The organism is Gemmatimonadota bacterium (genome assembly GCA_041390105.1).
Lineage (GTDB): Bacteria > Gemmatimonadota > Gemmatimonadetes > Longimicrobiales > Gaopeijiaceae > JAGQIF01.
In genome coordinates this window covers 42,668-69,640 of record JAWKQO010000003.1, presented here as the reverse complement: position 1 = coordinate 69,640, position 26,973 = coordinate 42,668, and the positions used below count along the sequence as shown (strand labels likewise).

General features: G+C 68.8%; 22 protein-coding genes. 12 read left to right on the top strand and 10 right to left on the bottom strand.

Annotated features, from left to right (window positions below; genetic code table 11):
- The first annotated feature begins 4 nt into the window (after window positions 1-4).
- From ppc to R3E10_13410, 3 genes are read left to right on the top strand one after another with little or no spacing between them, the layout of a single operon-like run.
- On the top strand, window positions 5-2,779 hold the full coding sequence (gene ppc, locus R3E10_13420; GenBank protein MEZ4416742.1) for a phosphoenolpyruvate carboxylase: 2,775 nt from the start codon (window positions 5-7) through the stop codon (window positions 2,777-2,779).
- A 3-nt stretch (window positions 2,780-2,782) separates the two neighbouring features.
- Complete coding sequence (locus R3E10_13415) at window positions 2,783-3,640, top strand: sulfotransferase (protein ID MEZ4416741.1); 858 nt, start codon at window positions 2,783-2,785, stop codon at window positions 3,638-3,640.
- A complete protein-coding gene (locus R3E10_13410) occupies window positions 3,631-4,518 on the top strand; it encodes a putative capsular polysaccharide synthesis family protein (GenBank protein ID MEZ4416740.1) in 888 nt (295 codons plus the stop codon). Before R3E10_13415 ends, R3E10_13410 begins: the two co-directional genes overlap by 10 nt.
- Here the strand turns inward: R3E10_13410 and R3E10_13405 are convergent.
- Genes R3E10_13405 through R3E10_13390 form a run of 4 tightly spaced genes read right to left on the bottom strand, consistent with a single transcriptional unit; the run spans window position 4,480 to window position 9,122 of the window.
- Window positions 4,480-4,899 carry a hypothetical protein gene (locus R3E10_13405; GenBank protein MEZ4416739.1) on the bottom strand — a complete coding sequence of 140 codons (420 nt, stop codon included), beginning with the start codon at window positions 4,897-4,899 and terminating at the stop codon, window positions 4,480-4,482. The two genes, R3E10_13410 and R3E10_13405, sit on opposite strands and share 39 nt — an antisense overlap.
- Window positions 4,896-6,407, bottom strand: a complete 1,512-nt coding sequence (locus R3E10_13400) for a tripartite tricarboxylate transporter permease (GenBank protein ID MEZ4416738.1) — start codon at window positions 6,405-6,407, stop codon at window positions 4,896-4,898. The genes R3E10_13405 and R3E10_13400 overlap by 4 nt, the downstream gene beginning before the upstream one ends.
- 13 nt (window positions 6,408-6,420) lie before the next feature.
- Complete coding sequence (locus R3E10_13395; GenBank protein ID MEZ4416737.1) at window positions 6,421-7,527, bottom strand: tripartite tricarboxylate transporter substrate-binding protein; 1,107 nt, start codon at window positions 7,525-7,527, stop codon at window positions 6,421-6,423.
- Complete coding sequence (locus tag R3E10_13390; GenBank protein MEZ4416736.1) at window positions 7,524-9,122, bottom strand: hypothetical protein; 1,599 nt, start codon at window positions 9,120-9,122, stop codon at window positions 7,524-7,526. Before R3E10_13390 ends, R3E10_13395 begins: the two co-directional genes overlap by 4 nt.
- A gap of 236 nt (window positions 9,123-9,358) precedes the next feature.
- Here R3E10_13390 and murJ point away from each other — a divergent pair, with 236 nt between their 5' ends.
- Entirely contained in the window at window positions 9,359-10,921 is a 1,563-nt protein-coding gene (gene murJ / locus R3E10_13385; GenBank protein ID MEZ4416735.1) for a murein biosynthesis integral membrane protein MurJ, read from the top strand.
- 14 nt (window positions 10,922-10,935) lie between these two features.
- Here the strand turns inward: murJ and R3E10_13380 are convergent, their stop codons facing one another.
- The gene (locus R3E10_13380) at window positions 10,936-12,450 is read right to left on the bottom strand and encodes a hypothetical protein (protein MEZ4416734.1); all 1,515 of its coding nucleotides are present in this window, start codon (window positions 12,448-12,450) and stop codon (window positions 10,936-10,938) included.
- A 160-nt stretch (window positions 12,451-12,610) separates the two neighbouring features.
- Between R3E10_13380 and R3E10_13375 the strand changes: the two genes are divergently transcribed.
- Window positions 12,611-13,264: a hypothetical protein gene (locus R3E10_13375; protein MEZ4416733.1), complete on the top strand. Its 654-nt coding sequence runs from the start codon at window positions 12,611-12,613 to the stop codon at window positions 13,262-13,264.
- 27 nt (window positions 13,265-13,291) lie between these two features.
- Window positions 13,292-14,752 (top strand): serine hydrolase, encoded by a 1,461-nt coding sequence (locus tag R3E10_13370; protein MEZ4416732.1) that lies wholly within the window; start codon window positions 13,292-13,294, stop codon window positions 14,750-14,752.
- A gap of 51 nt (window positions 14,753-14,803) precedes the next feature.
- On the opposite strand, the gene R3E10_13365 is transcribed toward R3E10_13370, so the two are convergent.
- Complete coding sequence (locus R3E10_13365) at window positions 14,804-15,187, bottom strand: DUF3037 domain-containing protein (protein MEZ4416731.1); 384 nt, start codon at window positions 15,185-15,187, stop codon at window positions 14,804-14,806.
- Window positions 15,184-16,038: a HipA family kinase gene (locus tag R3E10_13360; protein MEZ4416730.1), complete on the bottom strand. Its 855-nt coding sequence runs from the start codon at window positions 16,036-16,038 to the stop codon at window positions 15,184-15,186. The genes R3E10_13365 and R3E10_13360 overlap by 4 nt, the downstream gene beginning before the upstream one ends.
- A 107-nt stretch (window positions 16,039-16,145) precedes the next feature.
- Between R3E10_13360 and apaG the strand changes: the two genes are divergently transcribed.
- From apaG to R3E10_13345, 3 genes are all read left to right on the top strand, one after another.
- Window positions 16,146-16,589: a Co2+/Mg2+ efflux protein ApaG gene (gene apaG, locus R3E10_13355; GenBank protein ID MEZ4416729.1), complete on the top strand. Its 444-nt coding sequence runs from the start codon at window positions 16,146-16,148 to the stop codon at window positions 16,587-16,589.
- A gap of 38 nt (window positions 16,590-16,627) precedes the next feature.
- A complete protein-coding gene (locus R3E10_13350; protein ID MEZ4416728.1) occupies window positions 16,628-18,097 on the top strand; it encodes an ECF-type sigma factor in 1,470 nt (489 codons plus the stop codon).
- 264 nt (window positions 18,098-18,361) lie between these two features.
- Window positions 18,362-19,609, top strand: a complete 1,248-nt coding sequence (locus R3E10_13345) for a hypothetical protein (GenBank protein ID MEZ4416727.1) — start codon at window positions 18,362-18,364, stop codon at window positions 19,607-19,609.
- Between the two features lie 785 nt (window positions 19,610-20,394).
- Here the strand turns inward: R3E10_13345 and R3E10_13340 are convergent.
- A complete protein-coding gene (locus R3E10_13340) occupies window positions 20,395-21,081 on the bottom strand; it encodes a copper homeostasis protein CutC (GenBank protein MEZ4416726.1) in 687 nt (228 codons plus the stop codon).
- A gap of 63 nt (window positions 21,082-21,144) precedes the next feature.
- Here R3E10_13340 and R3E10_13335 point away from each other — a divergent pair, with 63 nt between their 5' ends.
- Together R3E10_13335 and R3E10_13330 are read left to right on the top strand one after the other, a co-directional pair.
- Window positions 21,145-21,378 carry a DUF2007 domain-containing protein gene (locus R3E10_13335; GenBank protein ID MEZ4416725.1) on the top strand — a complete coding sequence of 78 codons (234 nt, stop codon included), beginning with the start codon at window positions 21,145-21,147 and terminating at the stop codon, window positions 21,376-21,378.
- A 73-nt stretch (window positions 21,379-21,451) separates the two neighbouring features.
- The gene (locus tag R3E10_13330; GenBank protein MEZ4416724.1) at window positions 21,452-22,231 is read left to right on the top strand and encodes a TspO/MBR family protein; all 780 of its coding nucleotides are present in this window, start codon (window positions 21,452-21,454) and stop codon (window positions 22,229-22,231) included.
- Here R3E10_13330 and R3E10_13325 read toward each other — a convergent pair.
- Together R3E10_13325 and R3E10_13320 are read right to left on the bottom strand one after the other, a co-directional pair.
- On the bottom strand, window positions 22,218-23,702 hold the full coding sequence (locus tag R3E10_13325; GenBank protein ID MEZ4416723.1) for an aminotransferase class V-fold PLP-dependent enzyme: 1,485 nt from the start codon (window positions 23,700-23,702) through the stop codon (window positions 22,218-22,220). The two genes, R3E10_13330 and R3E10_13325, sit on opposite strands and share 14 nt — an antisense overlap.
- Window positions 23,699-24,550, bottom strand: a complete 852-nt coding sequence (locus tag R3E10_13320; GenBank protein MEZ4416722.1) for a PIG-L family deacetylase — start codon at window positions 24,548-24,550, stop codon at window positions 23,699-23,701. The genes R3E10_13325 and R3E10_13320 overlap by 4 nt, the downstream gene beginning before the upstream one ends.
- 200 nt (window positions 24,551-24,750) lie before the next feature.
- Here R3E10_13320 and R3E10_13315 point away from each other — a divergent pair, with 200 nt between their 5' ends.
- Complete coding sequence (locus tag R3E10_13315; protein MEZ4416721.1) at window positions 24,751-26,922, top strand: penicillin acylase family protein; 2,172 nt, start codon at window positions 24,751-24,753, stop codon at window positions 26,920-26,922.
- The last annotated feature ends 51 nt before the right edge of the window (window positions 26,923-26,973 follow it).

Sequence of the window (26,973 nt, the reverse complement as noted above, 5' to 3'; positions counted from 1 at the left end):
GCGCGTGAACCGTTGGACGGATCGCCCATGGGAGAGTGAAGGCACGGGGATCTCGCGACCCCTCAGCGAGCAGGTCAACCTTCTCGGGTCCATGCTGGGCGCCGCGATCGCCGAGCAATATAGCGACGCCACACTGGAGTGCGTGGAATCGCTGCGAGCGGCCTGCAAGAACGCCGAGCGGGGCCTGGATCCTGACGGACGCGCGCGGGCCGCCGAGATCATCGGTGGGTTGGATGAATCGCAGATCGTTGCCCAGGTCCGCGCGTTCACGACGTTCTTCCACCTGGTCAACCAGGCGGAGAAGCAGGAGATCATCCGCATCAACCGGGACCGCTCTCGCGATGCGGAGCACAACCAAGCTCGCCCGGAGTCCATCGGGGATGCCCTCGAAGCGTTGCACGCCGGCGGTGCCACGCTGGAGGAGGTTCGAGCGCTGCTTGGCCGACTGGACATCCAGCCTACGCTCACCGCTCACCCCACGGAGGCGCGCCCGCTCTCCGTGTTGCGTACGCAGCGTCGCCTGGCTGGCCGGCTCATGCGTCTGCGCCGGGAGGAGCTCGTCCCCTCTGAGCGTCAGGACGTCCTGGAAGGCCTGTTCCGGGACGTGAGCCTGCTGCTGGCAAGCGATGACGTACGCACGGCGCGACCCCGGGTGGAGGACGAGGTCGAGCAGGGGCTTCACTTCCTGCTCGGGACGATCTGGGAGACCGTGCCGCGCGTGCACCAGGATGTCCAGCGCGCGCTGGAACGCTGCTACGGTGCACCGGGGGAGTGCCCCGCCTTCTTGCGCTTCCGCTCGTGGATCGGAAGCGATCGCGACGGGAACCCCAACGTCACCGCAGCCGTCACCGCGTGGACCCTGAGCGAGCAGCGCCGACGTGTCATGGAGCGCTACCTGGCTGAGTTGGATGCGCTGGGGGCCGAGCTCAGCCTGTCCGACCGACGGACCTCGGTCTCCAGGGAGCTTGCGGAAGCCTTGGCGGTCGATCGGGCTCGGGGCTGGGTGGACGAACGGAGCCTGCGCGACCACGCGCACGAGCCCTATCGTCTGCGCGTGGTCGCGATGCAGGCGCGCCTGCGCGCGGCCCTCGAGGAAGGTGCCACCACGGAGTACGATGCTGCTCACTTCGTCCGGGATCTACGTGTGCTCGGCCGCTCTCTCACGCAGGCGGGCTTCGGAGGGGTGGCTGGGGGCGGGCGCCTCGCGCGTCTCTCGGCACTGGCGCGCACCTTCGGCTTCCACCTGGCCACGCTCGACGTGCGACAGCATAGCCGCTTACACGAGGCGGCCGTCACGGAACTGCTGCACGCGCTCGGGTTCGAAAACGACTACCGGGCGCTCGGGGAGGCGGCGCGCGTCGCGACGCTGGAGACGGCGCTCCTGGACGACGTCACGCAGTGGACGCCACCACCGGACCTCAGCGACGCAACCACCGCGTTGCTGGACGCGTTCCAGGTGGTGCGAGACGCCACGGCGCGTGAACCGGATGCCGTGGGGAGCTGGATCGTCAGCATGGCGGGGACGGTCAGCGACCTGCTGGAGCCCATGCTCCTGGCCAAGGTGGCCGGGGTGTGGACTCGCACCCAGGGCGAGGTGCGCTGCCCGATCGACTTCGTCCCCCTGTTCGAGACCATCGACGACCTGGACGCTGCCGCGGATCGTATCCGCGAGCTTCTGGCCCACCCACTCTACCGGGAGCATCTGCGCGCGCGCCGTGGCCTCCAGGAGGTGATGCTCGGCTATTCGGATTCGAACAAGGACGGCGGGTATTGGATGGCCAACTGGGCGCTGCACCGAGCCCAGGGGGCGTTGGCCGAAGCGGCCCGTGCCGCGGGCGTGGAGCTACGGTTGTTCCATGGGCGTGGGGGTACGGTAGGGCGCGGAGGGGGGCGCGCCAACCACGCGATCCTGGCCATGCCGGCCATCGTCCACAACGGACGGATCCGCTTCACCGAGCAGGGCGAGATCATCACCTTTCGCTACGCGCTCGAGGACCTGGCCCACCGTCATCTGGAACAGATCGTCAATGCCGTGCTCCGTGGGCTGGCCCGCACCTCGGGTGCGCTGCCGGCCGCGCCGGCCGAGGTGACGACGCCTGCTGATCACGATCTCGTCGAGCGCTTGGCTCACCGGTCCATGCAGGCCTATCGCGCACTGATCGACGACCCGGGCTTCTGGGAGAGCTACCGCCGGGTGACGCCCATCGACGCGATCACGCGCCTGCCGATCGGATCGCGACCTGCGTCCCGTAGTCCGGCTTCCGCCCCCGCGTTCGCGAGCCTGCGTGCGATTCCCTGGGTGTTCGCCTGGACGCAGATCCGGGCGCTGGTCCCGGGGTGGTTCGGCGTGGGCTCTGCGCTCTCCGGGCTCACAGCGGCAGAGGTCGACCGACTCGGCTTCCTCTACCGGGAGTGGCCGTTCCTCAGGGCGGTGGTCGACAACGCCGAGCGGGAGTTGGCCCGCACGCGCCTCGCCATTACCCGGGCCTATGTGCGTCGCCTGGGTGTAGCCGCGGATCACGAGCTGCTCTCCCGCATCGAAACGGACTTCGAGGCCGCAACGGCGGCGGTGCTCCGCGTTCGAGGCGGCGAAGCTCTGCTCGACCAGGCTCCCGTGATCCAGAAGTCGATTCTCCTGCGCAACCCCTACACGGACGTGCTGAACCTGCTCCAGGTGGAGCTCACGGCCCGACTGCGAGGGGGGGAGGCCGACCTGCTCCTCGAGGCGCTCTTCACCAGTGTCAACGGCGTCGCGGCCGCGATGCAGAGCACGGGCTGAGCGATGGCATCGGTCGGGTCCGGGGCGTTGCCCAACTTGATCGTCATCGGGGCTGCCAAGTCCGGCACAACGAGCTTGAGCCACTACCTGAACCTCCATCCGCAGGTCGCCATGACCCGCGAGAAGGAGCTGCACTTCTTCTCCAAACCCGAAGTGTGGGGTCGAGGTGTAGAGTGGTACGCGGCGCAGTTCGATCGCGGCACTACGTTGCGAGGAGAGGCCTCCGTCACCTACTCGTCGCAGCAGCGCTATCCCTGGGTTCCCTCGCGCATGGCCGCCCTGGTGCCGGATGCCCGGCTGCTGTACATCGTGCGGGAGCCGATCCGCCGCATCGTCTCGGCATGGGGCCATCGCTACTCCGATGGGAAGGAGAACCGGTCCCTGGACGAGGCCCTCGAATCGTTGGAAGGGAACGCCCTGGTGGAGCGGAGCCTCTATGCGACACAGTTGGAGCACTACCTCCCGCACTATCCGATGCGCTCGATCCACGTGATCAGCTCTGAGGCGCTGCGCAGCGCCCGTCCCGACACCATGGCGGAGGTCTACGCGTTCCTGGAGCTGGAGCCGTTCGATTCGCCGCGCTTCGACGAGGTCCGCAACGAGTCCCGCTTCAAGCGCCGCAAGGGACGGATTGCGCGCCTGCTGCAACGGATGGGCGAAGCGGCGCCCGCGCGCTTGTTCGACCCCGACACCCGACGTCGGGTGGGGCGTTGGCTCTACGGGCCCTTCACGCGTCCCTTCGAGCCCGGCACCATGTCACCCGAGACCCATGGGCGCCTGCGGGAGCTTCTGGCGCCGGAGGTGTCGCGGCTCCGCACGCTGACAGGCCACGACTTCAACGAGTGGACGGAATGGCCATGAGGGTCGTGTGGTCTTTGGCTGCCGCCGCGAACACCCTGCGTACGGGCTGGCAGTATCGTGGGCACCGGCCCTTCGTCCTGGTGCATCAGATGGCACGGGTGGGGTCCAAGAGCATCCGCCAGGCACTGCGGCTCCACGCACCCGACGTTCACAGCTTCCACACGCACTACCTCGACCCACGCACCATCGCCGAGCACCGCGCCCTCTTCCAGCGGCTATACCGCAGCTCAGGCCACCCCGGAATGTACCGGGAGCACCACCAGGCGGAGTTCCTGGCACGGCGGCTACGCAACGGAACTGCCCGCGACTGGAAGGTGATCACGTTGGTCCGCGACCCGATCGCCCGTACCGTTTCAGCGTTCTTTCGCCACTTCCCTCTGCACCATCCTGAGCTGGGCGAGGCCTTCCGGGACGATCCCACCAACGCGCCGGCTTTGGTGGAGTTGTTCGAGGATCCGGATCACCCCGAGCACGCCTTTGCGCTGAAGTGGTTCGAGCGGGAGGTGCAGGACGTCTTCGGCGTGGACGTCTACGGGACACCGTTCTCACTCGGAGCGCGTCACGCCCTACACGTTTGTGCGGCAGGCGAAGTCCTGGTGCTTCGCACCGAGGACCTGCGCGAGCATGGCGGCTCGGTGCTGAGCCGCTTCCTGGACCGTCCCACCCTGACGCTCCCGCACGTGAACAAGAGCTCCGAGCTGCGATACGCGGAGACCTTCTTGCGCTTCTCCCGCCTGTTCCGGCCCTCGCCCGACTACCTGAAGCGGATGTACGACTCCCGCCTGACCCGTCACTTCTACAGTGACGAGGAGATCGAGGGATTCCGCCGACGTTGGACGTCAGGAAACGAGCGGGGCCAGGAGCAGGCCCGGGGGTAGCGACATGTGCAGCAGGGCGCCCACGACCAGCGCCATTCCCACCGCGGTGGCGGCGCCCGCCAGGAGGGCGGTGGGCCAGGCTTCGCGCCCGTGAAACCGGAGAAGGGCCGCGACGAAGAGGGCCGGGCCGCCCACAACCCCGAGCAGCGCGATACCGAGCGGCAGCGTCGCGGTCCAGAGAAGCGCGGGGAGCTCACGAGCGCGGGGGAGAGAGGGGGTTACGGTCCCGCGCAGCTCGCGCGCCAGCTCCAAGCCCAGCAGCGCCACCAGCGGGACCGCGACCACGAGCGGGATGCGCCTGGCGGGTCCGCTCAAGCTCAACGTGAGGACCAGTAGCGCCACCCCCACCAGGAAGAAGCCCGCACCGACGACCCGTCTCACGACGGCCTCCGACGGATTCCCCGCAGGGCAGGCAGCGCTGCCGTCCCGAGCAGCAGGGCCGTGCCCACGAGTACGCTGGGGTTCGTCCACAGGTGGATGCGCCCCAATCGGTGCAGGCTGAGCGACAGGTTCAGGTTCAACTCGAAGAGGGGGCCCAGGATCAACGCGATCACGAACGCGATGCGAGGCCAACCGTACCGCTTCATCAGCGTGCCCAACAGTCCGAATCCGAACGCCACCCACACGTCCTCCAGGCGCGCTCGGAAGCTGTAGGCGCCCACGACCGACAGCACCAGGATGGGGGGGACGAGTCGAGCGGTGCGTACGGTGGTCAGACGGGCCAGGGGACTGGCGAGCGAGAGGCCGAGTAGCGACGTCAGCCAGTTCGACAGGAAGAGGGACCAGACCAACGCGAACACCAGCTCCAGCCGCTGCGTCATGAGCTCGCTGCCGGGTGTGATGCCGTGGATCTGGAGGGCGGCCAGCAACAGAGCCGTGCCCGTGCTGGCCGGAATGCCGAACGCCAGCACCGGGAGCAGGGAGCCTCCATCCTTGGCGTCGTTGGCGGCCTCCGGTGCCAGCACACCTCGGATGTCGCCCTCGCCGAAGCGACCGTCCGGCCCCGCGCTGCGTGCAGCCTCGCCGTAGGCGACGAACGCGGCGACTGTCCCACCGAGGCCGGGGACGAAGCCCACCACCGTGCCGATGACCGAGCTCTTCAGGAACGTCTGCCAATGCTGGAACACCGCGCGGATGCCCCGCAGGAGGCTTCCCTCCAGGCCCCGCCCTGAGGGTTCGTCGGCGATGGTCCGACGACCGCTCGCCATCAGGTCAACGACCTCCGCGATGGCGAACATCCCAAGGAAGACGGGGATGAGGGGGAGTCCGTCCTGGAGATAGAGCGTGCCGAGCGTGAAGCGCTCTTCCGCCGTGGTGGGATCGAGGCCCACGAAGGAGACCATCAGCCCCAGACCGGCCGTGGCCAGTCCGCGGATGAACGACGCCCGGATGACGGTGGCAACGCTGACCAGGCCCCAGACGGAGAGCATGAGCAGCTCCGGTGGGCCCACGTGACGGATCAGGCGGGTCATCACCGGGATGGCCAAGACCACGACCAGGATGCCCACTGTCGACCCCAGGGCAGAGGCGGCCGCCGAACAACCGAGGGCGGTGCGGGCCTCTCCGTTGCGAGCCATCGGATAGCCGTCCAACACCGTGGCGGCGTTGGGGGCGGTCCCCGGGATGTTGAACAGGATCGCAGTCACCGAGCCCATGAAGGTGGCGCCGCCCACCAAGGCGCCGAACAGCAGCATCACGGGCAGCGGGTCCCACGAGAAGGTCAGAGGAATGGCCAGGGCCAGGAGGGTGGCTCCACTGACACCGGGGAGTACCGCGACCAGCATCGCCACGGCCGTGCCCACGAGCGGATACAGGAGGTTGGGCCAGGCGAGCACCAGCAACAGACCCCGCCAGGCGGCGTCGAGCACGGAAACCGAGTGGGAGTCCATGAAGGGGGGCGCTTCAGCCCGTGGCGCGTCGAACGGCCCGCTCGACCGCCGCCGCGAAGCGCGGGAGCGCCAGGCGGGCGACGCTCACAGTGCGGGCGGTTTCCGCTGCGCTGCCGGGTCGCAGCGTGCGTCCGGCCTGTGCGGCGCGGGTCAGAAGCGCCGGGTCCGCAAGGGCGCTGGCGACCGAGGCTGCCATGCAGGCGCCGAGCTCCGCTGGGAGTCCCGGGGGGGCGGCCACCAGCCGTCCCACGTCCATCAGGGTGGCCAGGTCGGCCGCATCCCGCTGGGCACGCTCCGGATCGGGAAAGAGCTGGGGATCCGTGGCGAGCACGCCTTCTTCCCCGAGCAACGTGCGACCGCGCTCGGCAGCGGGTCCGCCCAGCGGTGGGTGTGAGAAGCGCAGGAGCGGGAGGAGCTCGTCGAGCGGCTCGGCGGACTCGTCTCCGATCACCGCTCCGTCGAGGTCGCCGCGCAGGACAGCGGTGAGGAGCTCCTGGCTCCCGGGGAAGCCCAGCACCAGCGCCACCTCGATGCCGAACAGATCCTCCAGTGCTGCACTCAGGAGCACGTTCACCGTGGTCGGGCCGGTGACTCCGAGGACGATCGGCCGTCGCCGACCGATCTCCACCAGATCCGAAAGCGAGGTGATCCCGCTGGCCCGCCCCACCACGAGGGCCTGCTCATGATCTACGATCCGCCCCAGCAGGGTGAAGTCGTGCTCGAGCGACGGAGCGAAGCCCGGATTGGAGTAGGGCGCCAGCATCAGGCCGGTACCGTTGAGGATTCCCAGCGTCCGTCCATCGGGTCGGGACGTGGAGATGCGGCGTGCCGCGACGATGCCCGAGGCGCCCGGCATGTTCTCGATGACGATCTCCGCGTCCAGCGCCCGTTCCAGCGGTGCTTCGAGCAGGCGGGAGTAGATGTCGTAGCCGCCACCCGGTGACCACCCTACCAGCCACGAGACCCGTCGCCCCCGTAGGGACTCGCAGACCCGCTCTGAGCCGATGCCGGCCAGCGGGCGGCTCGACAACAACGCCCCGCCAGCCGCCGCGCCCAGCCACCGCAGGAGGCGACGACGCGAGGGGTCGGGCGACACGCGGTCGGGCGGTTCGTGACTCATGCCGCTCCTGTATCGCGCACCACACGCAAGGAGGCCTGCTTCCCCCGTGTGGACACTTGCGGTGCCTCCCGGACGATGCGGAAGGAGCGGGCCGCCGCCCAATAGGCACGGGCCATGTCCGCCGCGACGCTGGTACGGCCCAGGGCTCCCAGCATCACCTCTACGACGTCCTGTTCGCGCTCCAGGTGTACCTGGGGATGGACGTGCAGGCTGAGACGCGTGAACCCGCGCTCGTCCTCGTCTTCGACCAGCTGATAGTCGAGCGGGGAGCCACCGAAACGACTGGGCAAGACCTCTTCCAGAATGCGCACCATGTCACTGCCGATCAGCGTCACTCCCTCGCTGACCAGCTTACGGAAGCTGCGCACCCGCCGGATGTGGGTGTGAAGGCCGAGCTCCCCCAGGGGACAGCCGCATTCACGCTCCTCCATCTCGGCGAAGTCGTCCAGCTCCTGATTGAGGAAGAGCTTGGGCATGGTAGGTACCAACGACGTGATGTTGAGCGCAGCCACGGTCTCCCCCGAGTCGGGCACCAGACGGGGAAAAGGCACGACCGCGACCGTATCGGTGGTCAGGTGCATGTCGGTGAAGTGATCCGGATGCGCGCATCCCAGTGCGATCCGCCCGGTCTCGGCAGCCCCGTAGTCGCTCAGCACGGATGCCCCGGATGCTTCCATTCCACGGACCTTCGCCTCGGTGGGAGGCTCGCCCGCCACCAACAGACATGCCCCGCTCAGGTCGACCCGCGCTGAGCGCGCGGCCAGCGCCACCCTGAGCCCGCAGCTCACCGTGGTGCTGAGGCAGGCTCCGCCTTGCGTGCGCACCGTATCCGCCAGGTAGCGGGCGATGCTGACGGCACCATCCAGCGGCACGGGCTCTGGCCGCACGAAGGAGACACCGCAGGCGCGACCCGCCAGCACTGCTCCTTCGGTGGCCAGCTTGTACTTGAGCTCCGGCGCGTAGTCTCCGGGGACGAGCGGGGTGAACCAACGGTCCACCGGACGCCCCATGCGTGCCTGCCGCAGGATGTTGTTGAGGCCGCTCCCCGAGGGCAGGGCTGGCCGCCAGACCGAAAAGGGCACGTCCAGCAGTCCGTGGGTCTCCAGCAGCAGCATGCGGTACTGCGACTGGACTTCCATGTGAACCAGGTCCGCCGACGTACGCGTGGGGCGGCCCGTCGATCCACCGGTGGAGGTCCGAAAGAAGTGCGTGAGGAACGGGTTGTCGAAGCGACCTTCGCTGACGGGGATTTCGCGTCCGCCTCGAACGACCGGCACGCGGCCCTTGTACTCCTCGAACGTGAAGTAGACGCCGGCCTCGCGAAGTCGGTGCAGCGTAGGCTCCACCCCCAGGTCGGCGACCGAGGCGCGGAAGTCCGCGAACGAACACCCTGCCTGTTCCAGCAAGGGAAGGTAGGGGCTGCTCGCAAGGCCGAAGAACACGCGCTCGGCCATGTCCACCAGATGCTCCGCACGGCGCTCGAGGCGCTCCTGCAACGCGGCACGCGCTTCCTCCAAGGTCAGGGCCGAGCGCAAGTAGCGCGGGAAGCCCCGGAGGAAACGGGCGTAGGTGAAGGCCTGCGAGAGCGTGCTCAAATGGGGGTCCGGAGGGACGGGGGTCTTTCCTGGACGCTGCAATGCTAGGGCCAACCCCGCCGACCGTGCCACTGGATGCGCTGTGCCGGGAGGTGGGGCGGCTGCGGTCGGGTTGTCGGAGCACCGGAAGGACCTGCTAGGTTGGGTTCCGGCTGGACGGTGGCCCCCTCGGCCGTCCGACGGGATGCGGGGCGCGGGTTCGGAATCGGGACGACAGGCCTCTGACACGCACGCACATGCGACGCGGCGCCTCCCATGTGACGGTCGCCGTTTCACTCAGCCGGGTGGCGGGTCTGGTGCGCGAACGCTTCTTCGCGCACTACCTGGGCACCTCGGACGCCGCCGATGCCTTCGGAGCGGCATTCCGGATCCCGACGCTCATGGAGAGCGTCCTGGGCGAGCGGGTGTTTTCCTCCGCCTTCATCCCTCGCTACAGCCGTTTGCTGGCGGAGGGAGCCCAGGAGGAAGCCCGGCGCTTGGCCTGGGTGGTCGGCTCCATCCACGCGTTGATCGTGACTGCGCTGGTGGTTGCGGGTGTACTGTCCGCCCCGCTCCTGGTCGGGTGGATCGCACCCGGGTTCGACGCGGCCAAGGCCGACCTGACCGTCCGGCTGGTGCGACTCCTCTTCCCCGCAGTCGGTCTGCTGGTGGTGGGGGCCTGGTGTCTGGGCGTGCTCAACAGCCATCGACGCTTCTTCCTGCCCTACGCGGTGCCCATCCTCTCGGCGGTCTCCATCACCGTGGCGCTGGCGCTCGCGGGGCGCACGGGACGTGCGAACCAGGTGGCGGTGGCGGCGGCCTGGGGGGCGTTGGTGGGCGCCGCCCTGCAGGTCGCGGTGCAACTTCCGGCGGTCCTGGCGTTGGTGGGGGCGCCCCGCGCGGGTGTGGAGGATCCGCAGCACCTGAGGGAGGTTGCGCGCAACGCCGGACCTGCCACGGTTCGAGGGCTGATCGGTCGCCTCGGCACCTGGGTGGAGGTGGCCATCGCGGGGTTCGTGTCCACGGGGGCGCTGGCGCTGTTGAACTACTCGCAGCTGCTCTACTCCCTGCCCGTCGGTCTCTTCACCGTCGCCATCTCCGCCGCGCTACTGCCCGAACTCTCGGCGGCGACGGCGGACCAGGCTACGGTGGCCGAACGACTGCGAGGCCCGCTCGACAGTGCGCTCCGGCACACGGCGTTTCTGCTGGTGGCCTGCGCAGTTGCGTTCATCACTCTGGGGGATGTGATCGCGGCGGCCGTCTACCAGGGAGGGCAATTCACGTCCGAGGATGCGCGCTTCGTGTGGGCGATCCTGGGTGCGTCTTCGGTCGGCTTGGTGGGTGCGTCCATGGGGGGCCTGCACGCCACCGCGTTCTATGCGTTGGGGGACGCGATGACGCCGCTCAAGGCGTCCGTGTGGCGTCTGGCGCTCCGCGGTGTCGTGGGGGCGGTGCTGGCCGTCCCCGTGGTCCGTTGGCTGGGCATCGACGCTCGCTGGGGCGCGGCCGGTCTGGGGGCAGCGTTGGGAGTGAGTGGCTGGGTGGAGTTCCTCCTCTTGCGCCGTTGGCTGGATCGGCGGCTCGGGTGGACGCGACCACCCGGGTTCGTCGCGCTCCTCCTCAAGCTGTGGGGCATCGCCGCCTTGGCCGCGGCAGCGGCCTGGGGCGTGAAGCTGGCTGTGGCTCCGGTTGGACCGATCCTGCGGGCCGCCGTGGTGCTCGGCACCTACGGGGTCATCTATCTGGGGGTCACCACCTGGGCGGGCGTGCGCGAAGCCCACACAGTCTGGAACCAGCTACGCGCCTGGGCTCGCCTCTGATCGAGTTCGACGTTTCACGACGTCGAGGGAGCGAGGTGCACGCGGTAGAGGCGCACCGGGCCCACCGTCTCGACCAGGGTGAACAACTCGGGGCGCTCGCGTAGCCACTGCTGCCAGCGCTCCAACAACTCGGGTTCGGCGGCGGCCTCGGTGATCACGGCGTGCGTGATCCCCAGCCGGCGTGCCTCCGTCAGGAACGTGTCCAGAGGCCGGTTGGGGAGGGGCATGGCCGGAACCCCGGTCCGCCAGGCGACGATGCGGGGTCGATTCGACACCACGCGCAGGGGGCGCCCGTCCCCGAGCCGTTGCAGGCGTGTCTGCACGGTGGCCCAGGCGAGGTCGTCACGAGGAATCGCCGGTGCCCCGGTACGGGCCGTCTCGATGCCGGCACCCAGAACCATCAGGGCGCCGACCGCTGCCACCCCGCGGTGGACGCGTGCGCGATCGTGCGAGCCGAGGCGCGCGAGCACCGACGCTGCGCCACTGAAGAGACCATAGCAGGCGAACGGCGTGAGGACCCACAGATAACGGGGATCCCATACCGGCGCCACCGTCAGCATCGCCGCGGTGAACAGCACGAATGACGCCGCGAACGTCGGCCAACGGCGACGGATCCAGTGAAGCCCACCGATCGCCGTCAGGCCGAGCGCCAACACGTGGTAGATGCGGTCCGCCGACCGGCCGGGGAAGGGATACAGCCAAGCCTCCTGCAGTGCGAAACGGTAGCGGAGTACCTTGCGGTCCATGCGCTCCAGCAACCACTGCAGGGAAGCCCCCACACTGCGTTCGCCCCCGCCGGATGCGACGCCGGACATGGTATCGACCGGTGCCTGCCCCGGGCCGAAACGCGTCACCACCACAACGAGCACAACGGTCCATACCAACGCGGGCAACAGCGCCCGCACACCGACCTCCCGACGACGGATGAGCGCCGGAACAAGGAGTGCCGGAATCAACGGTGCGGCAGCGATCCGGTATAGGATGGCCCACGCTCCCAGCGCAGCGATAGCGATCGTCCTGGTCCCGGACCAAGCGCCGGGTCGGTCGGCAAGCAGCAGCACCGTCCACGCCAGTGCGCAGAAGCCCAGATCGGAACCCACCACGTTGGGCACGTCGCGAAGCAGGAACGACGCACCGAGCATGGCCACCGAGCCCCACACGAGCGCGGGAGGCTCACCGTCCCGTAGGAAATAGCGGGCCACCAGCGCGAGGAACGCGAACAGGAAGGCGTGCATCAGCAGGCGGGGCGCCAGCGTCGACGTGCCGAACAACATGAACAGGGGCGTCAGCGTAAGCGGCAGGCCCGGCGGATAGCGCGGCGGGCCCACGGTCCAGGCGAGCGGACTGTACAGGTAGCCGGTGTCTTCGTACGGACGCCCCTGCAACAGCGCGAGCGCGTGCCCCATGTATTGGGCCCAGTCTCCGCCCGGCGGTGCCCCGGCAGCGAACCACCGCCAGGCCGCTACCACGAGAGCGGCCGCCAGAAGGGCGAGCCCCGTCCAGGATCGGTCAGCGCGGTCGGTGGTCATGCCGCCGAACCTGGGGCCCCTGCAGTGTCGCGGCGAGAGTGCGCTCGCTGGCCGCTCCCCCGGGGGGCCGCTATCGTGGGCAGTTCCCTGACCTCCCCGCCCACTACACCCTGGGTCATCGCTCCCCTGTTGGCTGGGAGGAGCTGCCCAAGGAGGATCCATGGCATCGCCTACCTCGCGCCGTCTCGCTCCCGCACTGCTGGTGGGGTCGTTGGCCGTTTGGGCCGGGCCCGCCGCCGCGCAGGATGCAGCGCATCGACACATGGGGCATGTGGCCGACCAGTGGAACGACACGCCCGACCAGATGGGCCTGCTCCCCGCCGCACAAGCGGAGGCGGAAGTCGCCAATCAGCACGCCGCGCTGGCCACGGCTCAGCCGGACAACCTGCAGTCGATCCAGAGGCACATCGGCCACGTGGTCCACGCGCTCGATCCGTCGATGATGGATGGCGGGCCCGGAAAAGGCTACGGACTGATCAAGGCCGCCCAGGGCGCTGCCCGGCACATCGCGCTGGCTGCAGAAGCCGAAGGGGCCTCCGACAACGTCAAGACGCACGCGCAGCACGTGCAAGCCAGCTCGGACAACGTGGTCAAGTGGGCACAGATGGCCATGGAGAAGGCGCATGCGGTGCTCACGGCCACGGACGCGGCCACAGCGGCTGCGCTGGCCGAGGAGATCCACCAGCTCACGACGGCCATCGTGGAAGGGACCGACGCCAACGGCGACGGACGTATCTCCTGGGGCGAAGGGGAAGGCGGGCTCGCGCAGGCTACGCAACACATGGGACTGATGAAGCGCGGCGAGGGAATGTAGGGCGTGCACCCCAGAGCCACCGCATGCATGGCGGTCGCCTTGACGGCGGCCGCCTGCGCCTCGGGATCCGACACGGACAGCCGCGGTGGGCAGGAGGCGCGCGTCGCCGCCGTGGAGGAGGGACTGCTCCTGGCGGTGCAGGTCGAAGGCGAGGCCCCCCGCACGTACACGATCGAAGAGCGCATGGAGCGCTACCACGTGCCCGGAGTGAGCATTGCCGTGGTGGACGGGGGGCGGGTGGTGTGGGCCAAAGGCTACGGGCTCGCGGACACCGAGACCGGAGTGCCCGTGACGCCGGCGACCCTGTTCCAGGCCGCGAGCATCTCCAAGCCGGTGGGCGCGCTGGCCGTGTTGGGGCTGGTCGAGGAAGGGGTCCTGCAGTTGGACGCTCCGGTCAATGCCGCGCTCACCTCCTGGAAGGTTCCGGACAACGAGTTCACGGCTGATTCGGCGGTTACCCTGCGCGGCGTGCTTACCCACAGTGCGGGTCTCACGGTGTGGGGGTTTCCTGGCTATGCGCGGGGGGAGGAACTCCCCGGCAACGTGGATGTGCTCGAGGGTCGCGGCAATACGGATCCCGTGCGCGTCTACAAGGTGCCGGGCACGAGCTGGCAGTACTCCGGCGGTGGCTACACCGTCATGGAGCAAGTCGTCGAAGACGTGACGCGCCGGTCGTTCGCGGACGTGGTGGGAGAGCGCGTGCTGCGGCCGGTGGGGATGGAGCGCTCGACGTACGCGCAGCCGCTCCCTGAGGCGCGTTGGCCGGAGGCGGCCCGCGCCCACGGAAGCGACGGTACCGAGCTGCCGGGGGAATGGCACACCTATCCCGAGCAGGCGGCCGCGGGCCTGTGGACCACGCCGCAGGAGCTGGCGCGCCTTTCGGTTCACCTCCTGGGCATCCTCGACGGGACAGTCACGGATGGGGTGGTGTCGCGTGCGATGTTGGAGCAGATGCTGACCCCCCACGGGGGCGGGGCGGAGCGCTACCAAGACGTGGGCCTGGGATTCGGGCTCTCCAACAACGGCGACGCTCGCATTTTCAGCCACGGGGGGTCCAACGCCGGGTTCAAAGCCAGTTGGATCACCTACCGCGATGGGGGGCAGGGCATCGCCGTGATGACCAATGGCGATCAGGGCTCCGCCCTGGCCGCCGAGATCACGCGCGCGGTCTCCGCGGTCTACGGATGGCCGGGCTTCCGCCCGCAGGTGCGCCCCCGGGTATCGCCCCCGGCGGACGTGCTCGCTGCCCTCGCGGGGGCGTACCACGTCGAGGGACAGCCGTCCGTCGTGGTCGAGCTGGCCTCGCAGGGGAACACGCTGGTCGTGAGGGTGGACGGAGCTCCACGCGGAACGCTGTATGCGGAATCCGACGACGTCTGGTACGACGTCGAGGACGGAACGGAGATCCGCTTCGAGCGGGATGAATCGGGCCGGGTCGTCGCCGCCCAGCAGTCTGCGGGCCTGCGTCTGCTGCCGGGTGCCACCTGAACTGATCCCCGCCTCTCCCCGGTTCATCGACCAGGGCGGACCGACCCGCCCTCAGCGCGGGACGTACTGTCGGAAAAGCGCTTCCAGGGTGGTGGCCGGATCCTGGCTACGCCCCGAGTGCACGGGTGAGCACTGGATGAGGTCGGAGCGCGGGGCAGTGAGCCAATGGAAGCGCTCCGAGGGCGGGAGCAGCGCCAGGGGGCTACCCACCTCTCCGCGCGCGACGGCCCGATAGGACTCCAGGTAGCGGCTCAGGCGGGTGGCGTCTCCGCCTCCGATCCGTGCGGCCAGTTGGGTGGGGTCCGTCGTCACGCGCGCGTCGATGAACTCGGCCTGCCGGGCGTGCAGGACCACCCCGACCGCGGACGAACCGTACAGATGCACGTGGGGCACCACGCACACGACCGCGAAATCGTAGTCGACCCAGCCGCTCATCGTCGGGCTCGCAGTGGGCGCGGCGGAGTCGTCCGCAGGCGTTCACGCGCTCCCTGCGCTTCGCCTACCCAGGCGCGGGGTGCCTCCAGGCGGGTGGACAGGTAGTGCACGTAGCGCGCGCGGGCCGTAGGCGCATCGGGGAAATCCGCGCCACCCACTTCGTCGAGCAGTAGCGCATCCGGCACGGCGGCCAGTGCCTCCTCGAGTAGCGTGGGGGTGATGCGAGCGGTCAGGGCTTCATCGACTGCGGCGAGCGCGCCGGCTCGCTCGAGGAGCACGTGCTGAGCGATCGGCGAGAAGGGCGTGCGCATACGGGCGTCGTCCACTGCGCTCCACTGATGGTGCGCGTACAGGGCGGCGCCGTGGTCGATGAGCCAGAGGGTCTCACCGTGGACCAGCAGGTTCGGGTTCTTGTGCGTGCGGTCGGGGTTGGTGACCAAAGCGTCCAACCACACCAGCCGTGACGCGAAGTCCTCTGCCACCAGGTCACCGGCCGCGCCGGGATCGAAGTTGAGGGCGCCATCCAGGTAGCGGATCCCGAAGTTGAGACCGCGACTGCCCTTCAGGATGTCCTGGATCTCGGGATCGGGCTCCGTGCGTCCGAAGTCGTGCGTCAGCTCGATGAGCGCCACCTCCGGAACGGGGAGCTCGAGGGCGGCGGCCAGTCGCGCGACGATCAGCTCCGCGATCAAGGCCTTGGCGCCCTGACCGGCGCCTCGGAACTTGACCACGAACAGCCCACCGCCCTCGGTTTCCACGACGGCCGGCAGCGAGCCCCCCTCCTTGAGGGGAACCAGGTAGCGGATGGCCTCCCAGGTGGGAAGCGGCGGGAGAACAGGCGCTGGGCTCATGAGCTCTGGTCGGGGGAAGTGGGCGCGACGAGAATCTACCACATGCGGCGCCGGAGCGGTGAGAGCCGCTCGGCGGGCCGGAGAGCAGCTTTTCAACCAAGATCCGCTTGGACATTCCGAGAGATGGGGCGGTCCAGATGATGTACGTCGAACAGGTCACCCACGGCATGCGGGTCGGTGTGCAGCCCAGGTTCGTCCTCTCGGAGTCGGATCCGTCTCGCGGTCGGTTCGTCTTCACCTACGACATCGAGATCGAGAACATGGGCGTCGCCACGGGCACGCTCCTGCGACGCCACTGGACCATCGAGGACGAGGGCGGGCCTGATACCGAGGTCGACGGCGACGGCGTCATCGGGGTGCAACCCACCCTCGAGCCCGGTGCGGTGCACCGGTATCAGAGCTTCTGCGTGTTGCGCTCGCCGCGAGGGGCCATGGAGGGGCATTACACGTTCGTGCGACCAGACGGTGAGGAGTTTCGCGTCGAGGTCCCCCGCTTCAGGTTGGATGCCGGGTGGTTCGGCATGGGGACGGTGTCGGACACGATGAACTGAGCCACAACGCCAACCCACGGTCCCTACGCCCAGACTCCATGCCCACAGATCCCATCTCCGAAGTCGATCTGCTCTTGGCCCAATGGGCCGGCGGGGAGCGCACGGCGTTGGACCGACTCATCCCTCTGGTCTACGCCGAGCTCCGAGAGATCGCCCACCGCCACCGAGCTCGCTGGAGTGGGCACAACACGGTCTCGACCACGGTGCTGGTGCATGAGACCTATCTGAAGCTGAGTCAGGGTGGGTCGGGGCACGGAACGCATCGGAGCCATTTTCTCGCAGTGGCCTCGCGCGCCATGCGCCAACTTCTCATCGACTATGCGCGTGCGCGGCAGACGGAGAAGCGCGGCGGGGCAGTGGAGCATGTCAGCCTGGAGGCGGCACACCTGCTCGGGGGCGGACCATCCTTCTCGGAGTCGACAGCCGACGTGCTCGTGGCGCTCGACGAAAGCCTGGATCGACTCGAGGTGGAGCACGAGCGCGAGGCTCGTGTGATCGAGTGCCGCTTCTTTGGAGACATGACGTCGGAGGAGACCGCGGAAGCCCTCGGGATCTCGTTGTCCACCGTGAAGCGGGCGTGGATCCACGCGCGCCAATGGCTGCAGGAGGACATCGCGGTGCGCAGTCGGGTGTCCATCGACCCCGCCTCGCTCCAGTCCATGTTGAGTGAAGAGGGGATGCCGCAGGATCAGTTACCTGTCCCGGCGGAGATCGCTGTCCCGGGGTACCGGATCGAACGACGCATCGGCGGTGGCGTGTGCGAGGTCTATCGCGCCATCGAGCTCGCCACGGGCACTGCGGTCGCCCTCAAGATCGCCGGAGCGACACCGGGCGGGTGGACGACCGAAGACGTGCACCGGCGACTGGAGCTGGAGGGCGATGCTCTGGTGCGGCTCCGGCACCCGGCCGTGGCGAGGTTGCGGTCCCGGGGACGCACCCCAGCAGGGAGCCCCTTCCTGGCGCTGGAGCTGCTCGAGGGGGAGTCGCTACGGGACAGACTGAAGCGGGGTCCGCTCCCCGAGGCGGAGCTTGCCGAGGGAGGAGCGGCACTGGCGGAGGCACTGGCCGAAGCCCATGCACTGGGGGTCGTGCACCGCGATCTCAAGCCGGCGAACGTGTACTGCGCGTCTCGGCCGCTCCTGCGGCTGTTCGACTTCGGCGCGGCCCGCCACGAGGGTGTGGTCCAGACCGCGGCGGGCGTCACCGTGGGCACGCTCGAATACATGTCTCCGGAGCAGCTGACGGGCTCGGACGTGGGCCCTGCCAGTGACATCTTCAGTCTGGGTGTGCTGCTGCTCGAGGCGCTCGGGTGTCATCCTTTCCGCCATCCGACCATGCGCGAGACCGTGCAGGCCATCCGGGCGGGTGCGCCCATTCTCGTACCGGAAGGGCGAACGGGCGAGGAGGCGCTCCGGCTGAGACGGGCTCTGAGCGAATGCCTCGCAGTGGATCCGGCGGCGCGGCCTCGGGCGGGCGACGTGGCCCGGCGTTTGGGGCGCGCCGTCTAGAGCAGGAACGTCCCCGCGATCAGGGCCGCGAGCCACAGGACTCGCACGCACAGGCTGAGCCGATTGAGTGGAGCCTGGTAGCACATGATCGCCTCCGCCGGGGCTCGAGGGGCTACAACGGGGTCCGGCCTGGAGTCCGGCCCCTGCCTCAAGCACGAAATCCGGCGTGGTCCGAGGTTCATCCGGGCCCCGTGAACCGCGGGCGGCCGCGAATCTCGTGAAAGGGTTGTCGGACCCCTTCCACGAGGTGAGCGGAGGTTGGACATGGCGACCATTCTGCGGCGGTGCTTGTTGCTGGCCGGACTTCTCATGATCACGGGCCTCGCTGCCCCTGACGGCGCAGAGGCACAGAGTTGCCGCCCGGGGACCGAGCTCGACGGGGCCCTCTGCTATCCCACCTGCGACCAGGGCTACTACGGAGTGGGCCCGGTTTGCTGGGCCTATTGCCGCGGTGGCTACGACGACCACGGCGCCACCTGCTACAGCTCGCTGTTCGACTGGTACCTCAAGTCCACCTACGGGAGGGGCGTCGGGGAGGTGCCCGATTGGAGTCCAGTAGTGGACGTGGTCATCGATGGGGGGAACGATCTTGCCGAGGGAATCTGGGAGGTTGGACAGAGTGCCTACGACGCGGGGATGGGGTTCGTGCACGACCTGTCCCAACTCAATTGGTGCAGCGTCGGAAGCGAGTTGAGTCGGGGGGCCAGCAGCGTCGTCGGCCTGCTTGGTCAGGTGTCGGGAGAGTTGGAGGCCGCGCAGACGCAGTTTCTGCAGTCGGTCGGCCTTCCGTCCGAAACCGTTTCGACGCAGGACGTGATCGGGATGTTCCAGCCGGACCTGGACAACCTGCTCCGCCCGATCTTGAACGCCGATCCCCAGTTCGGGTCGATGCTCGTTCGTCTCTTGGAAACGGGCCGAGACATGCAGGTTGCACCGGAGGCCGTCCTGGCAGCGGTATGCGGTGACGCTGGCACCCGAGAGGCGTTGCGCGCGGCCGCCGCGATGGTTGCCCAGGGCGGAGGAGGGTACGTGGGAGAATCGGCCGCGGCCCCTGGCTGGCTCGGGTTCGTGCATACCGTCGTGGACGTAGGGGGCGGCTTGCCAGCCAACCTGCAACTGTCGTACGGCGTGCTTTTCAAGCTGGCCGGGGACGAGGCTGCGCTTCCGTACTTCTCGGGTGGAGCGGGCGTCATGAAGGGAGGTGGTGTTTCGTCCAGCATGCGCCTCGTCTACATCCCCTTCGATGTGTCCAGGGCAGATCTCGTGGGTCACGGCTGGTCACTGTCGGGTACGGGGTTGCTCGAGCGCGTATTCACGGGCTCGGTGGGTCCGTGGTTCTCGGGGGAGATGAGCCGGGGCCTCGCACTCCCCATCGAGGTGTTCGGCAGCGTGAACGTCGGGGGTGACAACTATGTCGGATTCTCATTCGGACCCCAGATCGGCTTCAGCACTGCCGCGGATATCACGCTCGCCTATACGAACACCGTCGACCTGGAGCCCCGGGGTCGCTGAGCGCCGAAATGGAGCAAGCCGTGCGACGTCCAGCGCATCCCTTCACGGGGTCGGGGAAGGGTAGGCCGCGGGTTTCGCTCTCGATCGTCTTCGTGTGGGCCTTCGTTGCGGCCGCTCCGCTCGGCGGGCAGGTGCCCCTCGAAGGCTCGCACGAAGACGTCGGATGGCTGGCTGCCCATATCCGCACGCTGAACGAGCGGTCAGCCGACTTCGCCGCGCTCTGGGAGCGACTCGCCGCCGTCCAGGGCTCTCCTGGGTCAGCACCCGCGATACGGGTGCAGGCGAGCCGCCGTGGCGTGTTGCTCGGTACCGTGCGGGCGCCACTCCAACTCGGCGGTTCCGGTCCGGTACCACTGGCGGTGCTCGAACTGGATCGGGGTGACGTGGAGCAGTTCCCACGCTTCCAGGGAACACGTGACGGATGGCTTCCTTCGGACGGAGCTCCTCCGTGGGCAATCACGCAGGAAACCGTGGTCGCGCACGAGATCGCGGAGTTCGCGCACATCCTCCTGCAGGGAGACTGCCGATATCAGTGTGGTTGCGCAGAGGGCGATGCCCACGAGTTCGCGAAGTCGATCGAGAACGCTGTGCGGACGGCGTTCGGGCAGGAGGACCTCCGACTGCCTGGCTGCGGGGAGTCGCCGACCCGCACCGTGATCCTGGGACCCCACCGGGTCGAGCTCGTCGTGGAGGCCGGGGACCTCAGGGGTCTACGTTGGTCGCAAAATGCGGTGTCGCCCCTGCCGGCCGTGCCGCTCCCCGCCTCACGGCCAGTGCCGCCGCCGTCACGCGTGCAGGAGCTGCCGTACCTGGGCCACGGCGGCGGCGTCCGTGCACATCCCTCCCAGGCGGAAGGTTCCGTGGAGTTGCGTGCACCCCGTGCCGCGGAGGATCGCGTCGGCATTGCTGGGAGTGATGCCGCCGCCGGGGAGGATCTCGATGCGTTCCGCGGCGCGAACGACGAGGTCCGCGATGCGGTGCACGCCCTCGACCGCCGAGGGTGCCCCCCCGGACGTGAGCACGCGGACCACACCGTGATCGATGAGCGTCTCGAGCCCGCGGCTCCGATCGGCGACGTGATCGAAGGCGCGATGGTACACGACGTCGAGACCCGCCGCCGCAGCGACCAGAGTCTTCAGGGCCGAGGCATCCACGGTGCCTTCGGCCGTGAGCGGACCGACCGCGTAGCCGTCGACTCCGAGCGCGGAGAGGGTAGCCATTGCCTCCACCATCGCATGAACCTCTTGCGCGGAGTAGACGAATCCGCGGTGATGCGGCCGGATCATCACGATGAGCGGCAGCTCGGTTCGGGCACGGGCCCACGACACGGCCCCCGCGCCCGGCGTCAGGCCGTCCTGGGCCAGGTCACGATTGAGCTCGATCCGGTCGGCGCCGCCCGCCAGGGCGGCCTCCAGGTCGTCGCGGGTTTCGACGCAGACCTCGAGGACGCGCGGCGGGGTGGGGTTGTTCACGTTCTCCGAATCCTCCGGGATTCCAGCGGGTAGAACCAGGCGTCCATCGAGCGAGGAGGTACCATGACCGACCTGGTCACGATCGCGCGCTACGGATACCGCCACGAGGCGGAGCTCGCCAAGGGGTTCCTCGACAACGCTGGTATCCCGTCCCAGCTGTCCATCGACGACGTGGGGGGCATGGAGGTGGGGCTTGCCTTCGCCAACCCGGCCCGGCTGCTGGTTTCCGCCACGGAAGCGGAACGGGCTGTCGCGGTGCTGAAGGACGTGTTCCCGGACTTCGAGCCGGCGAACTGAACGGGCGGACCGGCACCGACCGGGCCGGCGCGATGGTGAGCGGCACATGCCGGCTGGAGGAATGGGGGGGAACATGACCGGCCGTGCCTTCACCGTCCTGAACGGTCTCGCGTTCGTGGGTGTCGTCGTCCTCAATGGCTTGGCCGCCACGGGGGCCCTCAGCGGTCGCTCCATCGGCGAGCTCGCCAATCGCGACCCCACCTACTTTCTGCCGGCCGACTACGTCTTCGGCATCTGGAGCCTGATCTATGCCGGGCTCTTGGGCTTCGTCGTGTACCAGGCGCTTCCGCGGCCCGCTTCGCGGGCGACCGTGGAGCGGGTGCGCTGGCTCTGGACCATCAACGCCGCGCTGAACGCCGCCTGGCTCATGGCCTTCTCGTTCGAGCGCTTTTTGCTCGCCTGGACGTTGATGATCGGCTTGCTGGTGGACCTGATCTTCCTCTACGGGCGTGTCCACGTCGGTGGTCTCCGCCCCAGGCGTGGGGACTGGTGGTTCGTGTCCCTGCCGTTCGGGGTCTACCTGGCCTGGATCTCGGTCGCCACCATCTCAAACACTGCGCAGCTGTTGCAGGTGTTGGGGTGGAACGGCCTCGGCCTGCCGGGTCCCACCTGGGCCATGGTCTTCATGGCCGCCGCGACGGGGCTGGCCGTTGTCTTTGCGCTGAAGCGCAGGGACGTGACGTTCGGACTGGTGGTGGGCTGGGCGCTCACGGGGATCGCGGTCCGCTTCCCCGACCAGCGGCCTCTGGCGGCCACCGGCTGGGTACTCGGCCTGGCCAGTGTGGCGATGGCTCTCTGGGCTGCGCGGCCTGGCCGGCAGGCCCCCAACCAGCCGACCACTACGCCAGCGTGACCGAGGCCTCCGCCCAGAGGTTCCTTCCCACTCGCGCCACCTCGTCCACCAGGGCCTGACAGTCCTCGGTCCCCGTGCGGAAGTTCACGACGCAGGCCCGGAGCAGAAACCGTCCGCGGACGACCGCGTTGGACAGGAAGGCCCTGCCGTCGTGATTCACGGCAGCGAGGATCTGCTCGTTCAGCTCGTTCAGCGTCGCCTCCACGTCCGGCTCCCCCAGTCGGGTCCGCAGGTCCGGCGGGACGAAGCGGAAGGTCGCGATGCTGAGGCTCCGCGTGTACGTCTCCAGATCCGGATGCTCGCCGGCCTGCTGGTGGATGGTGCGGGCCAAGGCACAATCCTCGGCGATGCACTCCACGACACCCTCCCGCCCCATCTGCTGGAGCTGTAGCCACACCTTCAGTGCCCGGAAGCGGCGTGAGTTCTCGGGGCCCAGGTCCACGTAGTTCGTGGTGTCGGGGTCGAAGCGGTAGTAGGGCGGGTGATAGGAGTAGGTGTCGCGCAGCGTCTGGACGTCCCGCACCAGCACGCAGCCCGCGTCCAGGGGCGCGTACAACCACTTGTGCGGATCGAGCGCCACCGAATCGGCGAGCCGGATTCCCAACAGGTCCTCGTCCGCCTCGGGGAGGGCTGCCGCGAAGGCACCATAGGCGCCATCGACGTGAAACCACAGGCCCTCTTCCTTCGCCAGCTCGGCGAGAGCAGGCAGAGGATCGATGGCTCCGGTGCTGACACTGCCGGCGGTCCCCACGATCATGAAGGGGAGATCCCCGCGCGCACGGTCCTGCGCGATCGCGGCGCGCAGGGCAGAGAGATCGACGCGCAGGCTGTCATCCGTCGGGATCCACCGCACCGCCTCCGTCCCCATGCCCGACAGGTCCGCTGCCTTTTGCACCCAGGTGTGCGTCTCTGCGGAAACGTAGACCCGGGGCTGGGCCGCACCCCTCAGTCCGCTTGTGCGGATCCCCGCTCCCAACATGCGTGTGCGGGCGGCCCAGAATGCGGTCAGGTTGGCCATGTTGCCGCCGCTGGTGAGCAAGCCGCTCCCGCCTGGGGGAAAGCCGATCAGCTCGGCGATCCAGCGCACCGTCTCCACTTCGATCTCGGTGGCGACCGGTGAGAGGGCGTGCCCTCCCACGTTCGGATTCACCGCCGCCGCCAGCAGCTCGCCCAGCACCCCGACGGGTGCGGATCCGGCGGTGATGTATCCGAAGAAGCGCGGGTGAGCGTTGTAGAGCGAGCCCTCGATCACGCTCTCCGTCGCCGAGCGAACGAGCTCGCCCGCGGGCGCGCCGGCCTCAGGGAGTGGCCGCGGCGCTCCGATCACCTGGCGTGCTGCGGTCGCGTCCCACCCGGGCGTCACCGGACGGGAGGGCAGCGTCTCGAACAGCTCCGCGATCCGATCGACCAGCGCGTGACCCGCGCTGCGAAACTCGTCAGCGCTCATGTGGGCGGCGGAAACTCGCTTCATGCATTGCTCCTTGAAGGGGCGCCGGCCGCAGCGGGCCCGGCACCCTCGATGCCTGCGAAAAGATCCGTCTCGTGGACCCGACCACCGTTCACCCGGCTCAGGGCCCGGTAGTAGTGTTGCGAGCCCCAGAGACCACGATGGTGTTCAGGGGTGAGGTTGCCCAGGGGGCCATAGGCGAGCATCTGCGACTCGTGGCAGCGCACGGCCTTCCATACGGTTTCCCATTGATCGCCGGTCTCGATGGACGTGGTGATGGACCAGTCTGGCCAGGGCACGGCCTGCCGCTCGACGCCGTCCACCCGCGAGACCAGCTTCTTGAAGGTGGCCTGGTAGGCGGCCCAGGTGGGCGCGGGCCACACCATGTAGTACAGCTTGGCAACCGCGTGGGGCGTGCCTCCCGGCACGTCGGCGTCGTGGGCAGCGGCCACCGCGGCGGTGGCGAACTGGCAGATGGCGATGTGGTCCGGATGCCCATAGGCGCCGAAGGGATCGAAGGTGATGACCACGTCGGGGCGGAGCCGCCGCAGGTGTGCCACCAGATCACCGACCACGGCGTGCGGGTCCTGGCGGTCCAGCCCACCGTCGGGATGGTCCAGGACCGTGACCGAGCGGACGCCCAGCACGTCGGCGGCCGCTCGCAGCTCGGCCTCGCGGATGCGGCCCAGCGCGTCGGGGCCGGGATGGTCGGTCCCATCCCGGTAGCGGCCCGCCTGCCCACGCGTCGCGCAGACCACGTGAGCCTCCACGCCGGCGGCCGCGTAGTGGGCCAGCGTCCCGCCCATCCCCAGCGACTCGTCGTCGGGGTGGGCGGTCAGTGCGACCAGCGTGGGCGCGGCGTTCTCGGTCATGGGTTTGGCTCCTCCGTTCACCGAAGGCGAAAAGGTGGTCGCAGGGGGCTCACGGGGCCCGCGGAGGACCCCGTGCGGGGGCGGCAAGGCCGGTCGCCCCCGAGGCCGCTTCAGGTTGTCCGCGCACGATCCTTGAAGGTACCGTCCTCACCGGTGGGTCTCGGACCCCCGGACCGGTTTCCCCCGGCAGGAAGATGGCGATGAAGGCGATGATGGTCTGCGCTCTCGGGGCAACAGTTCTTTCCTGGGGAACCCCGCTGGTGGCACAGGACTGGGCCAGCGCGGACCAGGTCGAGATCCGCCGGACCCGGTACGGCGTTCCTCACATCCGAGCCGCCGATCTGCGGGGCGTGGCCTTCGGGCTGGCCTACGCCGAGGCGGAGGATCACGGGCCCGAGGTCTTCGAAGCGTTCGTGCGCGCGCGCGGGCGCATGGCGCTGCTGGAAGGCACTCCAGCAAACGTCGAGTCCGATTTCCAGCACAAGCGCCAGTACGCGCGTGCCGAGACCACCTTCCGGCACCTGAACGCGGACACCCGCGCCATGATGGAGGGCTTCGCGGCCGGGATCGAGCACTACTGGGCGCTGCACCCCGACGAGCGTCCAGCGCAGGTGGTCACGCCGCTCACCGCAGTGGACGTCCACGCGCTGTACATCGGCTGGCACAATGTGGGCGAAGCGCGTGCACTTGCGCGTACGCTGGAGGAGCGAGCCGGTGGCTCCGATCCCGGTCCCGGTCCCGAGGGCAGTCGGGAATCCGGATCGACTTGGCTCGGCCAGGATGTGGGTTCGAACGCCTGGGCGTTCGGGCCGAGCCGCACCAAGGCGCAACGCGCCATCCTGCTCCGCAACCCGCACCTGTCCTGGGATGCGGGCTACTACGAGGCCCACCTCACCGTTCCCGGGCAACTCGATTTCTACGGCGACTTCCGCATTGGAGGGTTGTTCGGGATCATCGGCGGCTTCAACCAGGATCTCGGGTGGACCACCACCAACAACTACCCGGATCTCTCCGAGACCTACCGCATTCGCAAGGACCGAGAGGGCCCCCGCCACTATCTCCTGGATGGCGTTTCCTATCCGATGCGCTCCGAGGAGGTCTCCGTGGAGATCCACGACGCGGCGCGCTTCGCCAGCAGCGGAGGCATCGGAACGGAGGTGCGGACGTTCTGGACCACACACCTGGGTCCGGTGGTCTACGAGACGGCGGACGACATCTACGTCATGCGCACGTCCGACGACGGCGAATTCCGTCGCGGCGAGCAGTTCCTGGACATGATGCGTGCGAGGTCGCTGGACGAGTGGCTGGCGGCCATGCGCGAACAGCGCATCTCCTCCTCCAACTACACGTATGCGGATCGGCGCGGGAACATCTTCTACGTGTGGAATGCCAAGCTGCCCCGCCTCCCGCACCCCTGGACGCGGGACGAGCCGGTGCTGGCCACGCAGAGCGCCGACCTCTGGAGCGAGCTGGTCCGCTTCGACCGGCTGCCCCAGCTCCGCAATCCGGTCGGGGGCTACGTGCAGAACGAGAACGACCCTCCCTACTACACGAACCTCGAGGCCCTGCTACCGCGAGACTCGTTCCCCGAGAACATGCCCGATCCGCAGTTGCGTCTGCGAAGCCAGCTCAGCCTCGAGTTGGTCGGGGGCGACCAGCTCCTGGAGCTCGACGACGTGATCACCCTGAAGCACTCGCCACGCATGTTGCTGGCTGACCGCGTGAAGGAGGATCTCATCGCCGCCATCCGGGTGGCGGACGTGACGTCCTCGACGCGGGCCGCCGCCGATCTGCTCCGGGATTGGAACAACACCGCCGAGGTCGATAGCAGAGGCGGCACTCTGTTCGAGCTCTGGTTCCATCGATATCTGGCGACCACGGACTCCGCCTCGGTCTTCCGGGTGAACTGGTCCGAGAGCGATCCGGTCGGAACGCCGCACGGGATCGGCTCACCGCGCACGGCCGTAGCGGCGTTCGAGTGGGCCGTCGAGGAGGCGGTGCGGCGTTGGGGATCGTACGATGTCGCCTGGGGCGACGTGCACCGCGTCCGTCGCGGCGGGGTGGATGTTCCCGTGGCCGGCTGTGGCGGAGACCTCGGTTGCTTCCGCGTCCTGAACTTCGCCGATGATCCCGATGGCCTCCGTTCGGTGCGTGGGGGGGACGGGTGGGTGCTGGCGGTGGAGTTCGGGCAATTCCCGCGCGCCTACTCGGTGCTGGCCTACGGGCAGAGCAGCCGCGAGGAATCGCCGCACTTCGATGATCAGGCCGCCTTGTTCGCGCGGGGCGAGCTCAAGCGGGTGGCGTTCCGGGAGCCGGAGATCGCTGCCCAGCTGGTGAAGCGCTACACGCCGGGACGCGAGCTCGAACCGTAGCGGACCGAACCCGGGCGCCCGTGGTACTCGATCGGGTCCTTGCAGCTTCCC

What these genes read in the sequence shown, in the direction of transcription:
- R3E10_13360 (MEZ4416730.1), bottom strand. Translation starts at nt 16,038, where the DNA reads ATGAGCCCAGCGCCTGTTCTCCCGCCGCTTCCCACCTGGGAGGCCATC.
- R3E10_13335 (MEZ4416725.1), top strand. Translation starts at nt 21,145, where the DNA reads ATGACCGACCTGGTCACGATCGCGCGCTACGGATACCGCCACGAGGCG.
- R3E10_13325 (MEZ4416723.1), bottom strand. Translation starts at nt 23,702, where the DNA reads ATGAAGCGAGTTTCCGCCGCCCACATGAGCGCTGACGAGTTTCGCAGC.
- R3E10_13375 (MEZ4416733.1), top strand. Translation starts at nt 12,611, where the DNA reads ATGGCATCGCCTACCTCGCGCCGTCTCGCTCCCGCACTGCTGGTGGGG.
- R3E10_13410 (MEZ4416740.1), top strand. Translation starts at nt 3,631, where the DNA reads ATGGCCATGAGGGTCGTGTGGTCTTTGGCTGCCGCCGCGAACACCCTG.
- R3E10_13320 (MEZ4416722.1), bottom strand. Translation starts at nt 24,550, where the DNA reads ATGACCGAGAACGCCGCGCCCACGCTGGTCGCACTGACCGCCCACCCC.
- R3E10_13415 (MEZ4416741.1), top strand. Translation starts at nt 2,783, where the DNA reads ATGGCATCGGTCGGGTCCGGGGCGTTGCCCAACTTGATCGTCATCGGG.
- R3E10_13315 (MEZ4416721.1), top strand. Translation starts at nt 24,751, where the DNA reads ATGAAGGCGATGATGGTCTGCGCTCTCGGGGCAACAGTTCTTTCCTGG.
- R3E10_13365 (MEZ4416731.1), bottom strand. Translation starts at nt 15,187, where the DNA reads ATGAGCGGCTGGGTCGACTACGATTTCGCGGTCGTGTGCGTGGTGCCC.
- murJ (MEZ4416735.1), top strand. Translation starts at nt 9,359, where the DNA reads ATGCGACGCGGCGCCTCCCATGTGACGGTCGCCGTTTCACTCAGCCGG.
- R3E10_13330 (MEZ4416724.1), top strand. Translation starts at nt 21,452, where the DNA reads ATGACCGGCCGTGCCTTCACCGTCCTGAACGGTCTCGCGTTCGTGGGT.
- R3E10_13380 (MEZ4416734.1), bottom strand. Translation starts at nt 12,450, where the DNA reads ATGACCACCGACCGCGCTGACCGATCCTGGACGGGGCTCGCCCTTCTG.
- R3E10_13350 (MEZ4416728.1), top strand. Translation starts at nt 16,628, where the DNA reads ATGCCCACAGATCCCATCTCCGAAGTCGATCTGCTCTTGGCCCAATGG.
- R3E10_13400 (MEZ4416738.1), bottom strand. Translation starts at nt 6,407, where the DNA reads ATGGACTCCCACTCGGTTTCCGTGCTCGACGCCGCCTGGCGGGGTCTG.
- R3E10_13395 (MEZ4416737.1), bottom strand. Translation starts at nt 7,527, where the DNA reads ATGAGTCACGAACCGCCCGACCGCGTGTCGCCCGACCCCTCGCGTCGT.
- R3E10_13370 (MEZ4416732.1), top strand. Translation starts at nt 13,292, where the DNA reads ATGGCGGTCGCCTTGACGGCGGCCGCCTGCGCCTCGGGATCCGACACG.
- R3E10_13345 (MEZ4416727.1), top strand. Translation starts at nt 18,362, where the DNA reads ATGGCGACCATTCTGCGGCGGTGCTTGTTGCTGGCCGGACTTCTCATG.